Raw genomic sequence first — 17,104 nt, forward strand, 5'->3', positions numbered from 1 at the left:
CAATGCCTTTTGATTCTATCACAACTTACGCAATCATAAAAGAATTGAACAGTAAGCTCAAAGGAAGTAAAGTCAGTAAAATATATATGCCCACGAAGTATGAAGTAGTCCTCCATACTTTTGACGGCGACAAACAAATGTTACTTATAAACGCAGGCTCGTCTACTCCGAGGGTGCACTTTATAGAAGATTACAACGCTTCCATGAACGAACCTTACGGTTTTTGTATGCTGCTTAGAAAATATCTTTCGGGAGCGGTAATAACCGATATAGAGGGATATGAATTCGACAGGATAATAAAAATCCGTTTTGAAAGTATAAATCTTCTCGGAGAATATCAAAACCTGACTTTGACAGCCGAAATAATGGGAAGGAATTCCAACCTTATTTTGATTGACGACGAAAGCGGGAAAATAATAGATTCCATAAAACACATCAGACCCGATAATCCGCTTATGAGAGAGGTCATACCCAAAATCGATTATGAATATCCGACAAAAGATAGGCTGAACCCTTTGGATTTCAATGAGTTCGTTGCGGCGGACAATATAAAAAGTAACGCAGGCAGGACTTTAAAGAGTGCGCTGATGAGTACATTCAACGGCATAAGCCCTATAATCTTCAGCGAAATCACTTCCGTACTCGATATAGATAATAATGCGGGAGTAAACGAACTGAGCAAAGAAGATATAGAAAACATAATAAAGAGGATAAGAGAATATTTCAGCGGTTTAGATGAAAGACTAAAATATAACTTATACAGAAAAGACGGGAATAACAAAGATTATGTCTGCATTGATATATCTTCATACGAGGATATGGAAAAGATGACCTTTGATACGCCGTCAAAAATGATAGATACGTACTATCACGATATAGACAGGCTAAACAGGTTAAAGGTAGTTTATAAAGATGTGTATAACCTTATAAACCGTTCTTTGGCGAGAGAACAGCATAAGCTGGAGCTTAGGAGGAAAGACCTTGAAAAAGCAGAAGGAAGCGAGAAATACAATATAAAAGGACAGCTTCTGCTTTCAAATCTTCATTTAATAAAAAAAGGAGATAAAAGCATAACCGTGCAAAACTTCTTCAAAGAACCATACGAAGATATTACGATATCTCTAAACCCCGCTCTTTCTCCGAGCGAAAACGCCAATAAGTATTTCAAGAAATACACCAAGCTTGAAAATTCAAAGAAACACCTTGAAAAGCTTATAAAAGACGGGGAAGAAAATGTATATTTTCTCGAATCTCAGTCTCTTTATCTGGAAAGAGCCAAGACCTATCCGGAAGTAGAGGATATAAAAAGCGTCATGGAAGAGCTTGGATATATAAAGAAGAAAAAGAAGAAACACAATCTAAAAAAGGTAAAGAAACTTAAATTTACCACAAGCGACGGATATGAAATATACGTGGGAAGAAATTCACTGGATAATGATTATTTAACGAGAAAATTTGCTTTTAAGACGGATTTATGGGTCCATACCAAGGATATCCCCTCTTCTCATGTTATAATAAGGACAAATAACGGAACATACTCAAATGAAGCATTGGAACTGGCGTGCAAACTTTGTGTATATTATTCAAAAGCCAAGAACTCTTCAAATGTTCCCGTGGACTATGCTTACATCAAATATGTAAAGAAACCCAGCGGGATGAAAGAAGGAAAAGTGATATATACAAACAACGAGACAGTGGAAGTAACGCTGAGTGAAGACGATATAAAAATGATAGATAAACTAAGCAGTTAAGGAGAAAACAAATGAGAGAACCTTTTGTTGCATTAATAGGAAGACCCAACACGGGAAAATCAACGCTTTTCAATAAAATATCCGGAAAAAGGATTTCTATAGTAGAGGATACTCCCGGAGTTACCAGAGACAGGATAATAACAGATACATCTTGGTCGGGAAACAGTTTCTTCCTTATAGATACCGGCGGGATAGAGCCTAAAAGCGATGATGTCATATTAAAACAAATGAAGAGACAGGCAAATCTTGCAATAGATATGGCGGACGTAATAGTCCTTGTTGTGGACGGAAGAGCGGGAGTTACCGCTTCAGACAGAGAAGTTGCCACGATGATAAGAAAAAGCGGGAAACCATGCGTCCTTGCGGTAAATAAAATCGACTCTTTCGATATAGATTATCTAAGATACGAATTTTACGATTTAGCCCTCGGTGAGCCTATAGGGATAAGTGCGGAGCATGCCCTCGGTTTCGGAGATTTACTTGACGAAGTGGTAAAACACTTTCCCGAAAATAAAAAGGGTGTGGAAGAGGAAGAGAGGACTAAAATTGCAGTTGTTGGGAAACCGAATGCGGGAAAATCCAGCCTGGTCAATACGCTTCTCGGTGAAAACAGAGTTATAGTAAGTAATATTTCCGGAACGACAAGAGACGCCATAGACACCATATTCAATTATGAAGGGAAGAATTATACCCTTATAGATACAGCGGGTATAAGAAGAAAAGCGAAGATATATGACGACATAGAACATTACTCTACCATAAGAGCCATCGGTGCCATAGAAAGAGCGGATATATGCCTTTTAATGATAGACGCCATGGAAGGAGTTACAGACCAGGACGTCAAGATAGCCGGACTTATAAAAGACAGATATAAAGCGGTGATCATAGTAATAAACAAATGGGACTTGGTGGAAAAGGAAACCAATACCATGAAAGACATGGAAAAGAAAGTAAGGAGTTCACTTTATTTCCTTGACTTCGCACCTATATTATTTATCAGTGCAACGGAAAAGAAAAGGACTCATAAATTAATGCCTCTTATAGAAGAAGTATTGACCGAGTACGGCAAGAGGATCACAACGGGACTCTTAAACGAAATAATGGGCGATGCGGTCATGATGAACAATCCTCCGTCAAAAGGAACGAGAAGGATGAAGATATTCTATACTTCTCAGGTTTCAACGGCGCCTCCTACTTTCGTGATTTTCGTAAACGATCCGGAACTGGAGCAGGACGCATATTCCAGATACCTTACAAACAAGCTCAGGGAAGCTTTTACCTTCCTCGGAAGCCCGATAAAATTAATTTATAGAAAAAAACAAGAAAATTAATGATATTTTTACCTCCAGGCGAATAAGTATAAGTAAGATACTTGAGTTTGGAGGTTTTCTTATGAATTTAGGAATATACGAAGATATATCAAAAAGAACAGGAAGTGATATATATCTAGGAGTGGTGGGACCGGTTAGAAGTGGAAAATCCACTTTTATCAAAAAATTTATGGACGTTTTAGTAATACCTAATATCGAAAATAAATTTAAAAGAGAAAGAGCAGTGGATGAACTACCTCAAAGCGGCTCCGGCAAAACTATAATGACGTGCGAACCGAAGTTCGTACCCAACACTGCGGCTAACATCAACCTTGGCAGCGGTGTGAATTTGAATGTAAGGCTCGTAGACTGCGTGGGATATGTTATCCCGGGTGCCGTAGGCGACATGGACGAAAACGAAGAAAGAATGATCAGGACCCCTTGGTCAGACAGTCCTATGCCATTTAAAAAAGCGGCGGAAATCGGAACGAAGAAAGTAATTGAAAAACATTCGACTATAGGTATAGTTGTGACTACCGACGGGAGCATAAGCGGTATCGAAAGAAACAATTACATAGAAGCGGAAGAAAAGGTAATAAACGAACTTAAAGAAATAAATAAACCTTTTGTTACCATTTTGAATACTACGACGCCTAACAGCAAGGCTACGAGAGACCTTGGTTTGGAACTTGAAGAAAAGTACGAGTGTAAGGTCATAGTTCTCGATGTCATGAATATAACTTTGGATGATATAGAAGCTCTTCTTAAAGATGTATTGTTTGAATTCCCTATAAAAGAAATCAATTATTCTCTTCCTCTATGGCTTGATTTGGTAAGAGAAGAAAATACTATAAATAATGATATTTATGATTTCATCAAATCGAACAGCAACGATAACGATACCTTGAACAAGGTCATTTTCGGAGTTAAAAATTCTTCTTTTGATAAGTTCGGTATGGAAGTTACAAATATAGATTTAAGCAGCGGTATCGTTGACGTAGATGTAAAAGTTGAAAACAGTGCATTCTATGATCTTCTCAGCGAAAAGAACGATATCGAAATAAACGGAGAATCCGACTTATTCGGACTCGTATCCGATTTGACACAAATAAAGAGAGAATACGAAAAAATCGCATCGGCACTGTCTTTGGCAAGAAGCAGCGGATACGGAGTAGTTATGCCGGAGTTTGAAGATTATAAACTTGAAGAACCGGAAATGATAAGTAAATCATCCCGTCACGGAGTAAAAATAAAAGCTTGTGCACCGGCACTTCATATCATATGCACTGATGTGGAAACATCTGTAAGCCCTACAATAGGCTCAGAAGAAGAATGTCAGGTGTTCTACGACAAGCTTATAGATGAATACAAAAACGATCAGGATAAGATATGGGAAAGTGAATTCTTCGGACGTAATTTAAAAAATATGATAAGCGATAATATGCAAAACAAACTTATCTCAATAGAAGATGACAATAAGATGAAAATCCAAAAGACCCTTACTAAGGTCGTAAATTCCGGCAAAGGCGGGATAATACTTCTTTGGTTATAAAAATGGAAACCGCAGAAATGCGGTTTTTTATTATCTACAATGATTTTCGGGGCACTACGCCTGCCTTCGGCAGATTCCGCGCCCCTTAGATAACGATACGTCCAATATTTCCTTACGTAATGAGCATGATACGTTTGTCCCCGAAATTAAATTAAATATTTAAATTATTGCGTGAAAATTATAACAAAAATGTATTATAACGATGCTCATATTTATATATAGATAATATTCTATATCTTTTTCACTATATTTTTAATTTTCAAAAGAAATTCAGTAAATTTTTATACCTAATAAATTAAAAAAAAATTGTTTTTTTTAGATAAAATCACTTAAATACCACCAAATTGAAAATGATTTTATAACCTTTAACAATACTAAATATATTTTTTAGTAACAAAATTTTAGATTATTTAATATCATTTTTATTATAAAACAAAACCTTATTTCATATATATAAATGAGGTGAGTTATATGCATTTAGAAGAGTTGAAGAACAGGATAATTGTAAACATAAATAACGGCGAAAAATTGGGGGTTTTAGGTAATTGTGACTTGAAAATAGATGAAAAACAGGGTAAAATAGAAGCAGTATTAATTCCGCAAGGCAAAGCCAGAAAATTCTTTTCCGGAGAAGTGGAATATTTAACTATTCCTTGGGACAGTATAGTAAAAATCGGGATGGATACAATAATGGTCAATTTAGAAAAATAATAATATTAGTTATAGGGGTCCAAATATGAAAATTATAGTACAAAAATACGGCGGAACCAGTGTAAACACCGCGAAATCAAGAAGTATGATCATAAAGAACATGATAGACGCAATTGATGACGGGTTCAAACCTATCATTGTAGTTTCCGCTATGGGAAGAAAACCCGAACCATATGCGACCGATTCGCTGTTAAGCCTTCTTCCCGATATGAAAAAAGCAAATCTCAGAAACAAAGACTTACTTGCCACCTGCGGAGAAATCATAACTACTGTCGTGGTAAGCGAAGAAATAAGAGCAAAAGGCATAAATGCAAGAGCTCTTACAGGCGGACAAGCAGGTATCGTAACTAATGAAAATTACGGAGACGGAAAGATCGTCAACATAGATACGAACAGACTCATGGAACTTTTAAATCAGGATGTAGTTCCCGTAGTCGCAGGATTTCAGGGAATGAGCAAAAGCGGACAGATACTTACCCTAGGAAGAGGCGGAAGCGACATTACCGCTACGGCTTTGGGTGCGGCATTAAACGCAGATTTGGTTGAAATATACACAGACGTGGACGGAGTCATGACAGCTGACCCTAGAGTAGTTGAAAATGCGGAACTCATAGAAACCGTTGATTACGACGAAGTATTCCAGCTTGCGGAATACGGAGCTAAAGTAATTCATCCGAGAGCTGTGGAATACGCAATGAAAGCTGATGTACCGATTGCTATTTTAAATACGCAAAAAGGAAGATACTACGGAGGAACGAGGATAGAAGATGTTTCTCAGGATATATACAGCGAAAAGAATTTCTCTGCAGTTACACAAATAGACGGATGCAGTCAGGTAGATATCAAATTCACCGACCTTAAAAAAGAAGACAAGCTATTCGACTTACTTGCGGAAAAAGAAATATCTATCGACATGATAAACATTTTCCCTGACAGAAAAACATTTATCATAGATACGGATAAACAAAACGTAGTTGACGAAGTAATGTCCAAGATAGGTCTTGAATACACTATCTGCGACGGATTTACAAAGATAACCATAATGGGAAGAATGAAAGGTGTTCCGGGAGTAGTCGCAAAAATAATCGCAGCACTTTATTCAAACAATATTTTTGTACATCAGTCTTCCGACTCAAGCACTACGGTATCCGTTCTTGTTGATACAAAACAAGCAAAGGATGCGGTTAACGTATTACATACAAATTTAATAAAATAAAAATTACATAAATTTTAAATAAAAGGAAAAAATAAGAAAGGACAAAAGTTCTTTCTTATTTTATTTTGTTTGAAAGGAAATATAATGAAAAATAAAGACGAATTAAAAATGAACAATCAAGAAGACTTTGATTTATCTCACGAATCTGATTTTGACGATGAAACTCTGAACAGATTAAAAGAGCTTGGACAGCTGAACGACGGATATAACAGCGGGATACAGACTATAAGCATTATCGGAGAAATAGAAGGTCATATAGAAGCGGGTTCTCCGAAAAAATCCACTAAGTACGAACATATAATCCCGATGATAATTGACGTGGAAGAAAAAGACGAAATAAAAGGAGTGCTTCTCATTTTAAACACAATGGGAGGAGATGTGGAAGCGGGGCTTGCTATATCCGAACTTATTTCGGGAATGAGCAAACCATGCGTTACATTAGTCCTCGGAGGGAGTCACAGCATAGGAGTACCTCTTGCGGTAAGCGGAAGCTATTCATTTATCGTTCCGACAGCTACTATGATGATACATCCGATAAGGACTACGGGACTTGTGATAGGAGTACTTCAAAGTTTTCTGTACTTCCAAAAAATGCAGGAAAGGATAACGGAATTCGTAGTGGAACATTCCAATGTGGATAAGGAGTTATTCAATAAAATAATGCTAAATACCGATGAGCTGGTAAATGATATGGGTTCGGTCCTTGTGGGAGAACAAGCGGTTGAAATAGGACTTATTGATGCTGTAGGTTCTCTTAGCGATGCAAGGAACAAATTATTTGAACTTATCAGAGAATACGAACATGAAAAGTGCAAAAGCAAAGAAGATAAAAACAAAAACAGCACTAAGAAAAGCAAGGGCAGCAGTAAAAACAACAAAAAAGAGGATAACGGAGGTAAATAATCTCGGGGCACTATGCCTGCCTTCGGCAGAATCCGCGCCCCTAACAAGTACTTCTAACAAAATTTCTTATTAATCCCCACACTTTACCATACTAACAAAATCTTTAAACAAGATATAAACTATAAAACAAACATGGAACTAAAAAAGACCCATCGGGGTAGGGTCTTTTTTAGGATCGGTGTTTTAAATCTTACCTTTATATCAAGATGATTTCTGCTGAGTGAAATCATCCGGGTAACTTTTTCAAATAAATATGTACATATTTATTTTACATCTCTAGCTTATATATATTTTTATTTTTATATCTTAACTGATTAAATATCTTATTTATTCTTATATATAAGTTGATTGAACATTTCTTTTATATATAAATCTTAGTTAATTATTTATCTTTTTTACTAATTAGATATTCCTCTTCTTGATTTTATATCCCACGGTACTTACCGCTCCCAAAGACACAAAAGACAATAGGGCATATAAAACCATATTCATTTCATCAGAAGTCTGAGGATTATTTACCGCTGTTTTATCACTTCCTGTCTTTGTCACGGTACTTCCGTTTGATGTTGAGTCGCCATTGTTATTATTATTCTTATCTTCTTCTTTTACGATCTTTGGGATAACGACATCTGAACCTTCTTTTTTAGTACCGCAGACGCTGCACTCTGTATGCTTACTTCCTTCTTCTGTATATGTAGCTTCCTTGTCTACCACTTCTTTATCAAAAGTATGAGGTAAAACTCCTATTTTCTCATCTGAATTTTCTTTTTTAGTGTTACAAACACTGCACTCTGAATGCTTACTTCCCTCTTCAGTACATGTTGCAGGTGTGTCTATTATTTCTGCATAAGTATGAGCAAGCATTGGTATATCTACATCGGAACCGTCTTCTTTATCCCCGCATACACTGCATTCTCTGTGTTTGCTTCCCTTGACCGTACATGTAGCTTCTTTATCTGTAATATCTTTATAATCATGAGTTCTGCTTACGGGAAGTACAACACTGACTTGTTCGCTTACTTCATTCCCGCATTCGCATGTTCCAGCTTGATATGTAACACTTCCTGGGGTCAAACATGTAGGTTCAACTCTCGTCGACGCCACTTCATCCGATCCGTGGCATATGCCGTCGGTTTTAAATACCCAAGAACCATCATTATTATCTTCATAGTATTGATATAATGCACTCTTTGAAGCCGCGGAGCCTTTATGAGCTATTATGGTAAATCCGTTTATCTTTGAACCGTTACCTTTTTCACCTAAATCACTATCAACAGATGTAATGTTAGGACTCGTCATCCTGATAGTCTTTAAATTATCACAATCACCGGATGATATATAATTTATTGAAGTTAAAGCACTTCCTTCTTCGGTATCAATCATTTCCAAAGCAGAACAACCTGAAAAAGCACTTGAACCCAAAGTGGTAACGTTTTTGGGAATGGTTATACTTTTGATCCCGGAGTCAGAAAATGTCTTAAACCCTATTGAAGTCAATGCACTGCCCTTTTCAAAAGTAATGGAAGTTAAATCGGAACAATCTGAAAAAGCGCTGTCACCTATAGACTCTACAGATTTTGGTATAGTTATTTCGGTTATTTTAGACCCACTGAAAGCATAATTTGCAATAGTTTTAATCTTTGAGCCTTCTTCAAAAGCTATACTTGTAATACTACTGGATTTAAATCCAGCTAAAACTTCCAAGCTTTTAGGTAATACTATTGAAGTTAAGTTAGGACATTCGTCAAAAACAGCACCACTACTTCCCAAAGACTTTAAAGCACTGCCTTCTTCAAATTCAAAGGAAGATAAAGACGAACAACCAGAAAAAGTATTGTAGTCTATTTTTTCTACTGACTTTGGTATCGTTATACTCTTTATTTTAGATAAATAGCAAAAAGCACCTGAACCTATTTCTTTTAAATGACTCCCCTCTTCAAAGGTCACTGTTTCTACATTTTTAAAAGCTTCCCCAAAAGATGCAAATCCAACAAATTCAATATTTTTAGGTATTGTCAGATATTTTATTGAAGCAAAAGGAGCCTCATCGAAAAAAGCACCTGTTTCAATAGACGTTACTGTATATTTTTCATCACTTCCCGCAACGTTTACTTCCCTTGGTACGGTAAAGCTTTCTTCTGTAGCACTAAAAGTACCGACACCCGTAAGCGCCGCTTCCTTTGTATCCTCATCATAACTGAATTTAAACCCTGTTGTTTCATCAAATTGACCCGTAACCACTGCCTTAGATGTCTTTGAAGACGACTTAACCGTTTTAGAAGGCTCATTTGAAGAAGTATTTTCTTCCGCTTTCACATTCTCTGATGTTTTATCTTCATTAACTTTATCTGTTACAGCTTCATCGTTAGTCTTAACTTCTTCGCTGCTATTTACGTCAGTTCCCTGTTGTTCTTCGCTTACTACGGCATTGTCCTTCGTGTTTTCATTCTTTAATTCTTCGGCAAACACAGGTGTCATGCTTCCTAACACCATAAACCCGCTCAGCATTACTGCCAGTAATCTCTTACTCTTCATTTCTAACTCCCCTTTATTTTTCGACAATAATATCAAAAATCGTACTTTTTGTAACGTAGATAAGAAATCTGTAATATATAGATTTTATTACAAATAATTGTTTACATGTAATAATAATGTGTCGTTATATGTGATTTCTTATATTATTACAATACGTTTTGAGTATAGCACAAATGTTACAAAAAGTACACCTTTTTATAGAAATTTTTGGTATTTTTTACTGTTTTTGAAACTTTTATAGGGTATTTAATCGTTAAGATAAAAAAGTGAGACGTGAGAGTTTTGTTTTGATAAAAATAAGATTTTTAGAATATAGGGTTGATAGATAGTGAATTAAGTTAGGGGCGCGGAATCTCACGCAGTGAGGCGTAGTGCCCCGATTTTTTTTGTATAAAAATGAGAGATATATGTTATAATATAAAAACATTTGAAAGAAAGGAGATACTTTTTTATGTTTAAAACAGTAATCAAAACGGATATTGTGTTATACACGGAGGTATGTGTAAAATAACATAATACATGATACCTCCATTGGAACAATAATAAGGAGGTAATAAAAAATGAATAATAGTTTAACAAAATACGGTGCTGACGAAAGGTTTTTAACGTTAGCAAAAGAATATAAAGATTTAAAACTTGCAAGAGTGATTTCTCAGTATAAAGGGATTTATAAGATAATCATGGAAGAGGGCGAATGTCTGGCAAAGGTATCGGGAAAATTTATGAATGAGGCATACCATGCATCGGACTATCCCGCAGTCGGCGACTATGTCATGACTGACGGCTTCAGAAAAAAAGGTGAAACTTCCGTTATACACCGCGTGCTTGACAGAAAAAGCGTATTTAAAAGAAGTGCCGCAGGTTCTAAAAAAGAAATGCAGATAGTTGCTTCAAACGTCGATATTATATTTATTTGCATGGCTTTAAACAACGACTATAATATAAACAGGCTGGAAAGATACATGACCCTTTCTTGGGACAGCGGAGCAAAGCCGGTAATAATCCTAACGAAATCCGACTTGTCCGAAAACATAGATAATATCCTGAATGAGGTAACTTCCGTCACTTTCACAGACGATATAATCCTTACAACAAACAAAGACGAGAGTTCTTATGAAAAAATATATGAATATTTAAAGCCGGGTATTACAGGCGCATTCATAGGTTCTTCGGGCGTGGGGAAATCGACCATAATAAATCATCTGCTGGGCAGAGAGATAATAAAGACTTCCGGGCTTAGAAATGATGATAAGGGAAGACACACCACCACAACCAGAGATTTGATATTACTGAAGGACGGAGGCATAGTGATAGATACCCCGGGAATGAGAGAACTGGGAACGGGCTTTGCCGAAACATCGAGAGGATTTGAAGATATCGAAGAACTCATTTCAAAATGTAAGTTCTCAGACTGTACTCACACGGGAGAACCCGGATGTAAAGTAAGAGAAGCGATTGAAAAGGGAACTTTGGATTTAAGAAGATATGAGAACTACGAAAAAATAAAAAGAGAAAATAAATACGCAGGGCTTAATTCCAAGGAAATAGAAAAAGAAAAATTAAATCAGATGTTTAAAAGCGTCGGAGGAATGAAGAAAGCAAGAAAATATTTAAAAGACAAAGATAAAAGAAAATAAAAAAGACCACTTATGTGGTCTTTTTTATTATAAAACTTTATTTAAAAAGTCTTTCGTTCTTTGATTTTGAGGGTTGTTTATTACTTCTTTAGGCGGTCCTTGTTCTATGATAACGCCTTCGTCCATAAAAATCACCCTGTCCGCAACTTCTCGGGCAAATCCGATTTCATGAGTTACGATAACCATTGTCATACCCTGTGCGGCAAGTTCCTTCATAACACCCAGAACTTCCCCTACCATTTCAGGGTCAAGGGCAGATGTAGGTTCATCGAACATCATTATATCAGGCTCCATTGCAAGAGCTCTCGCTATAGCTACCCTTTGTTGCTGACCTCCGGAAAGCTTCTTTGGATAAACATCGGCTTTTTCTCTTAAGCCTACTCTATCCAGTAGTTCGTAAGCTTTCTTTTCCGCTTCCTCCGCAGTTTTAAGTTTCAGATCCACGGGAGCAAGCATTATATTTTTCTTTACCGTCAAATGAGGGAAAAGATTGAATTGCTGGAATACCATTCCTATATTTTCTCTCATTTTGTTAATATCATTTTTCTTGTCTGTAATTAACTGATCATCAATCTCAATTTCGCCTTTAGTCGGAACTTCCAATAAATTTAAACATCTTAGAAAAGTACTTTTCCCCGAACCCGAAGGTCCGATAATACAAACCACTTCCCCTTCCGTGATTTCAAGATCAATGCCTTTTAATACTTCTAACTTTTTAAAGGATTTATGTAAATCCGTCACTCTTAATTTACTCATTACTTATTCTCCTTTCAATATAATTAGAAAGCGAAGAAAGTAGGGTAACAACGACTAGATACATAAGTCCGACAAGAGTCCAAGTAGCAAAAGAATTCATTGTCCTACCGATATAAATATTAGCGGCATAAACGACTTCCGCTAAACTTATGGTAGAAATAATAGATGTATCCTTTAGTGTAATAATAAATTGGTTTACAAGTGAAGGTATACATATTTTTAGTGCTTGGGGTAAAATAACCTTTATCATGGCTCTGCCTTTAGGTAGTCCGAGACTTCTTGCCGCTTCCATTTGTCCTTTATCCACCGCTTGGATACCGCCTCTGAATATTTCAGACATATAAGCACCGGCATTTAAAGAAAGTGTTATGATGCCCGCAGAATATGCGGTTAGTCTGAAATCTATACCGAAAGACTGTATGAGCTGAGGAAGACCGAAGTATACAAAGAAACATTGTACCAAAAGAGGAGTCCCTCTGATAAGCCATAGATAAAATTTAGAAATGGCTTTGAAAGGCTTAAAGCTGGAAATTCCCATCACGCATGAAAAAAGCCCTAAGAAAAACGCTATTATTAATGATATTATAGTAATTTGTACTGTCATCGCAAGCCCTTCCAAAAGAAGAGGCGTTGCACCGGAAAAGACTTCTAAAAAATTCATTAAATCACTCCAACTAATTGTTTATTTATTACTATTTGTTAGCAATATATTTATCTAATATTTTTTGATATTCTCCGCTTGCTTTAATGTTCTTTAAACCTTCATCAAACATTTTAAGAAGTTCTGCGTTCTTTCCTTTAAGAACGGCAAATCCGTAAGAAGAACCTTTTTCCATATCTGTTACCATTTTAAGTCCGTTGCCTTGGCTGATACCGTAACCCATAACAGGATAATCTTCAAAACATGCTACGGTATTACCTGTCTTAACGTCTTCGTACATCTTTGGAGAATCTTTGAAATATGCTATTTCAAATCCGTATTTGTCTTTGATAGATTCTGCGAATGTAGCACCTTCGGTACCTGTCTTGCAAGCAACTTTCTTGCCATTCAAATCTTCATAGCTTTTGATTGAGCTGTCATCAGCCTTGATAGCCATAACTACGCCTGAATCGTAATAAGCATCGGAAAAGTCGTATTTTTTTGCTCTTTCGTCTGTAATACTCATCCCCGCTATAACTCCGTCAGCCTGACCTGATTCCAAAGCCGCAACCGCAGCATCAAAACCCAAAGATTGAAGTTCATAGTCAAAACCTTGGTCTTTTGCTATTGCAGATAAGATATCAACATCAATACCCGTAAAGTTATTCTTATCATCTGTGAATTCGAACGGTGCGAATGTTGTGTCGGTCGCGATTATGTAAGATTTATCGCCACCCTTTGAGTCTGATTTAGAACCGCATCCCGCAAGTCCTACTATCAAACCTACCGCTAATATACACGCTAAAATTCTCTTTCCTTTTTTCATTTCTTTCCTCCTTTAACATTAGAATATAGAATATTAATTCTATTATAACTTATAAGCCCCATTTTACCAATACTTTTAGTAAATAAAGTAAATTTTTTGTTTCTTTTTATTAAATTAAATAAAAAGTCAATTTGCTCTAAGTCTTTTTTTAATAATTAAGTTTATGAGCTATATAATCTCTTCCGAACTTTATACTTTTTTCAATTGTCTTCTTAAGTTCGTCGATACTTTCAAAAGCTCTTTCTTCTCTTTCGAATTCGAGGAATTCCACCTTTATTTCTTTACCGTATATATCCCCGTCGAAATCGAATATATTTGTTTCTACTTTCGGCTCTTCGTTAAACGTGGGATTTATCCCTACATTGCTTATCCCATAATATATTTCATCATCTATGGTAACTCTTGTTACATACACTCCCCTTTTGGGTATAGCTTTTACGGGGTCGGGGAAAATATTTGCCGTGGGTATACCTATTTGTTTGCCGAGATGTTTTCCTTCCACGACTTTTCCCGTAATGGAATAAGGTCTTCCCAAAAACTTATTTGCCTTACTGATATTTCCTTCGTATATGAGGTTTCTTATGGCAGTGGAGCAGACTCTCTCATCGTCTATTTTATATTCATCGACTACTTCGAGTTCAAAGCCCTCTTCCTTTGAAACCTTTCTTAAGAAGTCGGCGTTCCCTCTTCCGTTTTTACCGAAATGGTAATTGAAACCGACTTTCATTTTTTTCATGTTTACATTGTCTATCACGAGACTTATGAACTGCCTGTCGGTAAGGTTCATAAAATTGGAATCGAAATGGATTATAAACAAATAATCCACACCCATTTTTTCAAGGTATCCTTCCTTTTCTTCCATGGTCATGAGCATTTTGGGAGACTTGTCCTTGTTTATGAGATCCATGGGATGTTTATCGAATGTTACCACACAGTTCTTTAAGTCTTTATTATTTTCTTCGATTATTTTTCTGTGACCCAGATGGATACCGTCAAAGTATCCGAATGCCAAAGATAATGGTTCATTTTTATCTACTGCGTCAAAAGAATGTACTATCTTCATTGTTTATTCCCCATATAATATCTTTATCGGTCTTATTAAAATACCTTCTTCGTCTGTCTTTTTCCCAAGCCCTATGAATTTATCTTCAAGATATAATCTCACTGTAGTCCCGGGTTTTATATCATCGGTGGGAGTTATGAGATTTTTCTTTATAAGACCATTCCCGTTAAGAAGTATTTTACCGCTTGATGGATTTACGTCCACCCTATGTATATCCGTAAGGAAGTAATCGTCACGCTTTATCACTTCATCCACTCTGCCCGATTTTACTTTGTCTTCAAGATTTGATAATGTAATGCTGTCCTCGATGTTAAGCACCCCGTTTTTCGTCCTGACCAAGCTATTCATGACGGCAGAAGTACCGAGTGATACGCCTATATCGTGTATAAGGCTTCTTATATAAGTCCCTTTTGAGCATGAGACCTTTATTTTTGCACTGTAAGGAAGGTTTGTTTCTATGATTTCTATACTGTCTATACAGACTTCTCTTGAAGGTATTTCTACTTCCTCCCCTTTGAGTGCGTATTTATATAAAGGTTTTCCTTTTACTTTTATTGCAGAATAAATGGGCGGGGTCTGAGTTATATCCCCCACAAAACGATTTATGACTTTTTTAAAATCTTTCTTGGTAAAATCGGGTATGGGCACATCTTTCATATCCGTCCATATATCGTAGCTGTCAGAGTCTTTGCCGAACTTTATACCGGCTATATACTCTTTATCAAAGCTTGTTATATAGCTTGAAAGCTTAGTGCTCCTGCCTACCAAAACACCCATCACACCTTCCGCCATAGGGTCTAATGTACCGCTATGTCCGACTTTCTTTGTACCCAGTATTTTTCTTACTTTAAAGCACACATCGTGGCTTGTCATGTCCTGTTCTTTATTTATGCAAATTACGCCGTTTAACATTTAAACCTCTAAATCAATATCTTTTATGATAGTCAAAATCTCATTTTTGCTTCCTTTGAAGGTAAAGCCCGCAGCCTTTTTATGTCCGCCGCCTCCGTAGTGATGAGCGATATTCGACACGTCAACTTCCGATCCTCCGCTTCTAAGGGAAACTTTGAAGCTCTCATCATCTATCCTCTTAACCAACGCAGCGACTTTACAGCCTTTGATATATCTTATGGCGTCTATGAGCCCTTCGGTATCCGTTTCACCATTGATGTTCTCATCATCAAGCACCATAACAAGGATTTGATTTTCCTTGAAAGCGTAAATGCTCTCCAAAGATTTTTTCCTTACAAATAAGCTGGTGATATCTTTGAGCTTCACCATTTCGCTTAATTTACCCTGCTCAACGCCGCATTTCAAAAGCTTAGCTCCTATTATGTGAGTGGCGGGAGTAGTGTTTGAATAAGAAAAACTTCCGGTGTCCGTAGATATGGCAACGTATAACAGGCTTGCGATATACTTAGGTATTGTACCGAGTATTGCAGAGCTTATCATAAATATAAGTTCTCCGGTAGCGGAAGCCTTTTCGCTTACCATGTTTATATCTCCGTAACGGCTGTTTGTAACGTGGTGGTCGATAACGATCATATCCCCGCAGAGGTTTTTTAGGTTCCCTCCGAAAAGATAATCCTCGCTGGAACAGTCGAGGCACAAACAAACGTCATATCCCGTCTTTAGATCATCGAGAGAAGTTATATCACTCTCTTTTATCAAATCTTCGAGATTTACGGGGATAGGTGTTTGAGCATACAGATCCACCTCTTTGCCAATAAGTTCCAATGTCCTTTTAAGAGCAACAGAAGAACCCAGAGCATCACCGTCCGGGTTTTCATGTGTTATTATCAAAAAAGAATTATAGCTTTCAAGTTTTTTTATAAATTTATCTATCATATTCATCGTCTTTAATGTCTAAACCGGCTAAAACTTCGTCAATATGCATTGCATAATCCAAAGAATTATCCAATTCAAAGATGAGTTCGGGAGTATTCCTAGTATTCAAAACTTTGGCTATGGATTTACGAAGAAATCCTTTAGCTTTATCCAAAACTCCTATAATCTCCTCTTTCTTATTATTTTCGCCCATTACGCTTACATATACCTTGGCGTATTTCAAATCGGGAGTGGCTTTTACTCTCACTACGCTTATTATGGCTTCCTTAAGCCTTGGGTCATTGAGTTCAAGCTCTATCAAAAGCGACAGTTCGTTCTTGATAAGCTCGTTTACTCTTTCAATCCTGTATCCCATT

At 36.6% G+C, this 17,104-nt stretch carries 15 protein-coding genes; 7 read left to right on the plus strand and 8 right to left on the minus strand.

Features of this window, described 5'->3' with window-relative positions; all coding sequences use genetic code 11:
- Nucleotides 1-2: 2 nt before the first annotated feature.
- The 6 genes from ANASTE_RS05365 (at nucleotide 3) to ANASTE_RS05390 (ending at nucleotide 7,443) form a co-directional block, all read left to right on the plus strand.
- Entirely contained in the window at nucleotides 3-1,751 is a 1,749-nt protein-coding gene (locus ANASTE_RS05365; protein WP_007049956.1) for an Rqc2 family fibronectin-binding protein, read from the plus strand.
- 11 nt (nucleotides 1,752-1,762) lie between these two features.
- Complete coding sequence (gene der, locus ANASTE_RS05370; protein ID WP_007049957.1) at nucleotides 1,763-3,082, plus strand: ribosome biogenesis GTPase Der; 1,320 nt, start codon at nucleotides 1,763-1,765, stop codon at nucleotides 3,080-3,082.
- Nucleotides 3,083-3,143: 61 nt separating this feature from the next.
- Complete coding sequence (gene spoIVA / locus ANASTE_RS05375; RefSeq protein WP_007049958.1) at nucleotides 3,144-4,613, plus strand: stage IV sporulation protein A; 1,470 nt, start codon at nucleotides 3,144-3,146, stop codon at nucleotides 4,611-4,613.
- A gap of 471 nt (nucleotides 4,614-5,084) precedes the next feature.
- Entirely contained in the window at nucleotides 5,085-5,324 is a 240-nt protein-coding gene (locus tag ANASTE_RS05380) for a YlmC/YmxH family sporulation protein (protein WP_007049959.1), read from the plus strand.
- Between the two features lie 25 nt (nucleotides 5,325-5,349).
- The gene (gene dapG, locus ANASTE_RS05385; RefSeq protein ID WP_007049960.1) at nucleotides 5,350-6,540 is read left to right on the plus strand and encodes an aspartate kinase; all 1,191 of its coding nucleotides are present in this window, start codon (nucleotides 5,350-5,352) and stop codon (nucleotides 6,538-6,540) included.
- A gap of 84 nt (nucleotides 6,541-6,624) precedes the next feature.
- Nucleotides 6,625-7,443: a ClpP family protease gene (locus ANASTE_RS05390; RefSeq protein WP_007049961.1), complete on the plus strand. Its 819-nt coding sequence runs from the start codon at nucleotides 6,625-6,627 to the stop codon at nucleotides 7,441-7,443.
- A 402-nt stretch (nucleotides 7,444-7,845) separates the two neighbouring features.
- Here the strand turns inward: ANASTE_RS05390 and ANASTE_RS05395 are convergent, their stop codons facing one another.
- On the minus strand, nucleotides 7,846-9,978 hold the full coding sequence (locus ANASTE_RS05395) for a leucine-rich repeat domain-containing protein (RefSeq protein WP_007049962.1): 2,133 nt from the start codon (nucleotides 9,976-9,978) through the stop codon (nucleotides 7,846-7,848).
- Between the two features lie 560 nt (nucleotides 9,979-10,538).
- Between ANASTE_RS05395 and rsgA the strand changes: the two genes are divergently transcribed.
- Complete coding sequence (rsgA, locus tag ANASTE_RS05400; protein ID WP_007049963.1) at nucleotides 10,539-11,615, plus strand: ribosome small subunit-dependent GTPase A; 1,077 nt, start codon at nucleotides 10,539-10,541, stop codon at nucleotides 11,613-11,615.
- A 27-nt stretch (nucleotides 11,616-11,642) separates the two neighbouring features.
- Here the strand turns inward: rsgA and ANASTE_RS05405 are convergent, their stop codons facing one another.
- The 7 genes from ANASTE_RS05405 to rbfA all read right to left on the minus strand — a co-directional run bounded on the left by ANASTE_RS05405 (nucleotide 11,643) and on the right by rbfA (nucleotide 17,103).
- Entirely contained in the window at nucleotides 11,643-12,371 is a 729-nt protein-coding gene (locus tag ANASTE_RS05405; RefSeq protein WP_007049964.1) for an amino acid ABC transporter ATP-binding protein, read from the minus strand.
- Nucleotides 12,364-13,032: an amino acid ABC transporter permease gene (locus ANASTE_RS05410; protein ID WP_007049965.1), complete on the minus strand. Its 669-nt coding sequence runs from the start codon at nucleotides 13,030-13,032 to the stop codon at nucleotides 12,364-12,366. Before ANASTE_RS05410 ends, ANASTE_RS05405 begins: the two co-directional genes overlap by 8 nt.
- Before the next feature lie 31 nt (nucleotides 13,033-13,063).
- Complete coding sequence (locus tag ANASTE_RS05415; RefSeq protein ID WP_007049966.1) at nucleotides 13,064-13,837, minus strand: transporter substrate-binding domain-containing protein; 774 nt, start codon at nucleotides 13,835-13,837, stop codon at nucleotides 13,064-13,066.
- A gap of 148 nt (nucleotides 13,838-13,985) precedes the next feature.
- Nucleotides 13,986-14,900, minus strand: coding sequence for a bifunctional riboflavin kinase/FAD synthetase (locus ANASTE_RS05420; RefSeq protein ID WP_007049967.1), 915 nt, complete (start codon nucleotides 14,898-14,900; stop codon nucleotides 13,986-13,988).
- Between the two features lie 3 nt (nucleotides 14,901-14,903).
- Complete coding sequence (truB, locus tag ANASTE_RS05425; RefSeq protein ID WP_007049968.1) at nucleotides 14,904-15,812, minus strand: tRNA pseudouridine(55) synthase TruB; 909 nt, start codon at nucleotides 15,810-15,812, stop codon at nucleotides 14,904-14,906.
- The gene (locus tag ANASTE_RS05430) at nucleotides 15,813-16,748 is read right to left on the minus strand and encodes a DHH family phosphoesterase (RefSeq protein WP_039945181.1); all 936 of its coding nucleotides are present in this window, start codon (nucleotides 16,746-16,748) and stop codon (nucleotides 15,813-15,815) included. It lies immediately after the preceding gene.
- Nucleotides 16,738-17,103, minus strand: coding sequence for a 30S ribosome-binding factor RbfA (gene rbfA, locus ANASTE_RS05435; RefSeq protein ID WP_007049970.1), 366 nt, complete (start codon nucleotides 17,101-17,103; stop codon nucleotides 16,738-16,740). Before rbfA ends, ANASTE_RS05430 begins: the two co-directional genes overlap by 11 nt.
- Nucleotide 17,104: the final 1 nt, after the last annotated feature.

The organism is Anaerofustis stercorihominis DSM 17244, from assembly GCF_000154825.1.
Lineage (GTDB): Bacteria > Bacillota > Clostridia > Eubacteriales > Anaerofustaceae > Anaerofustis > Anaerofustis stercorihominis.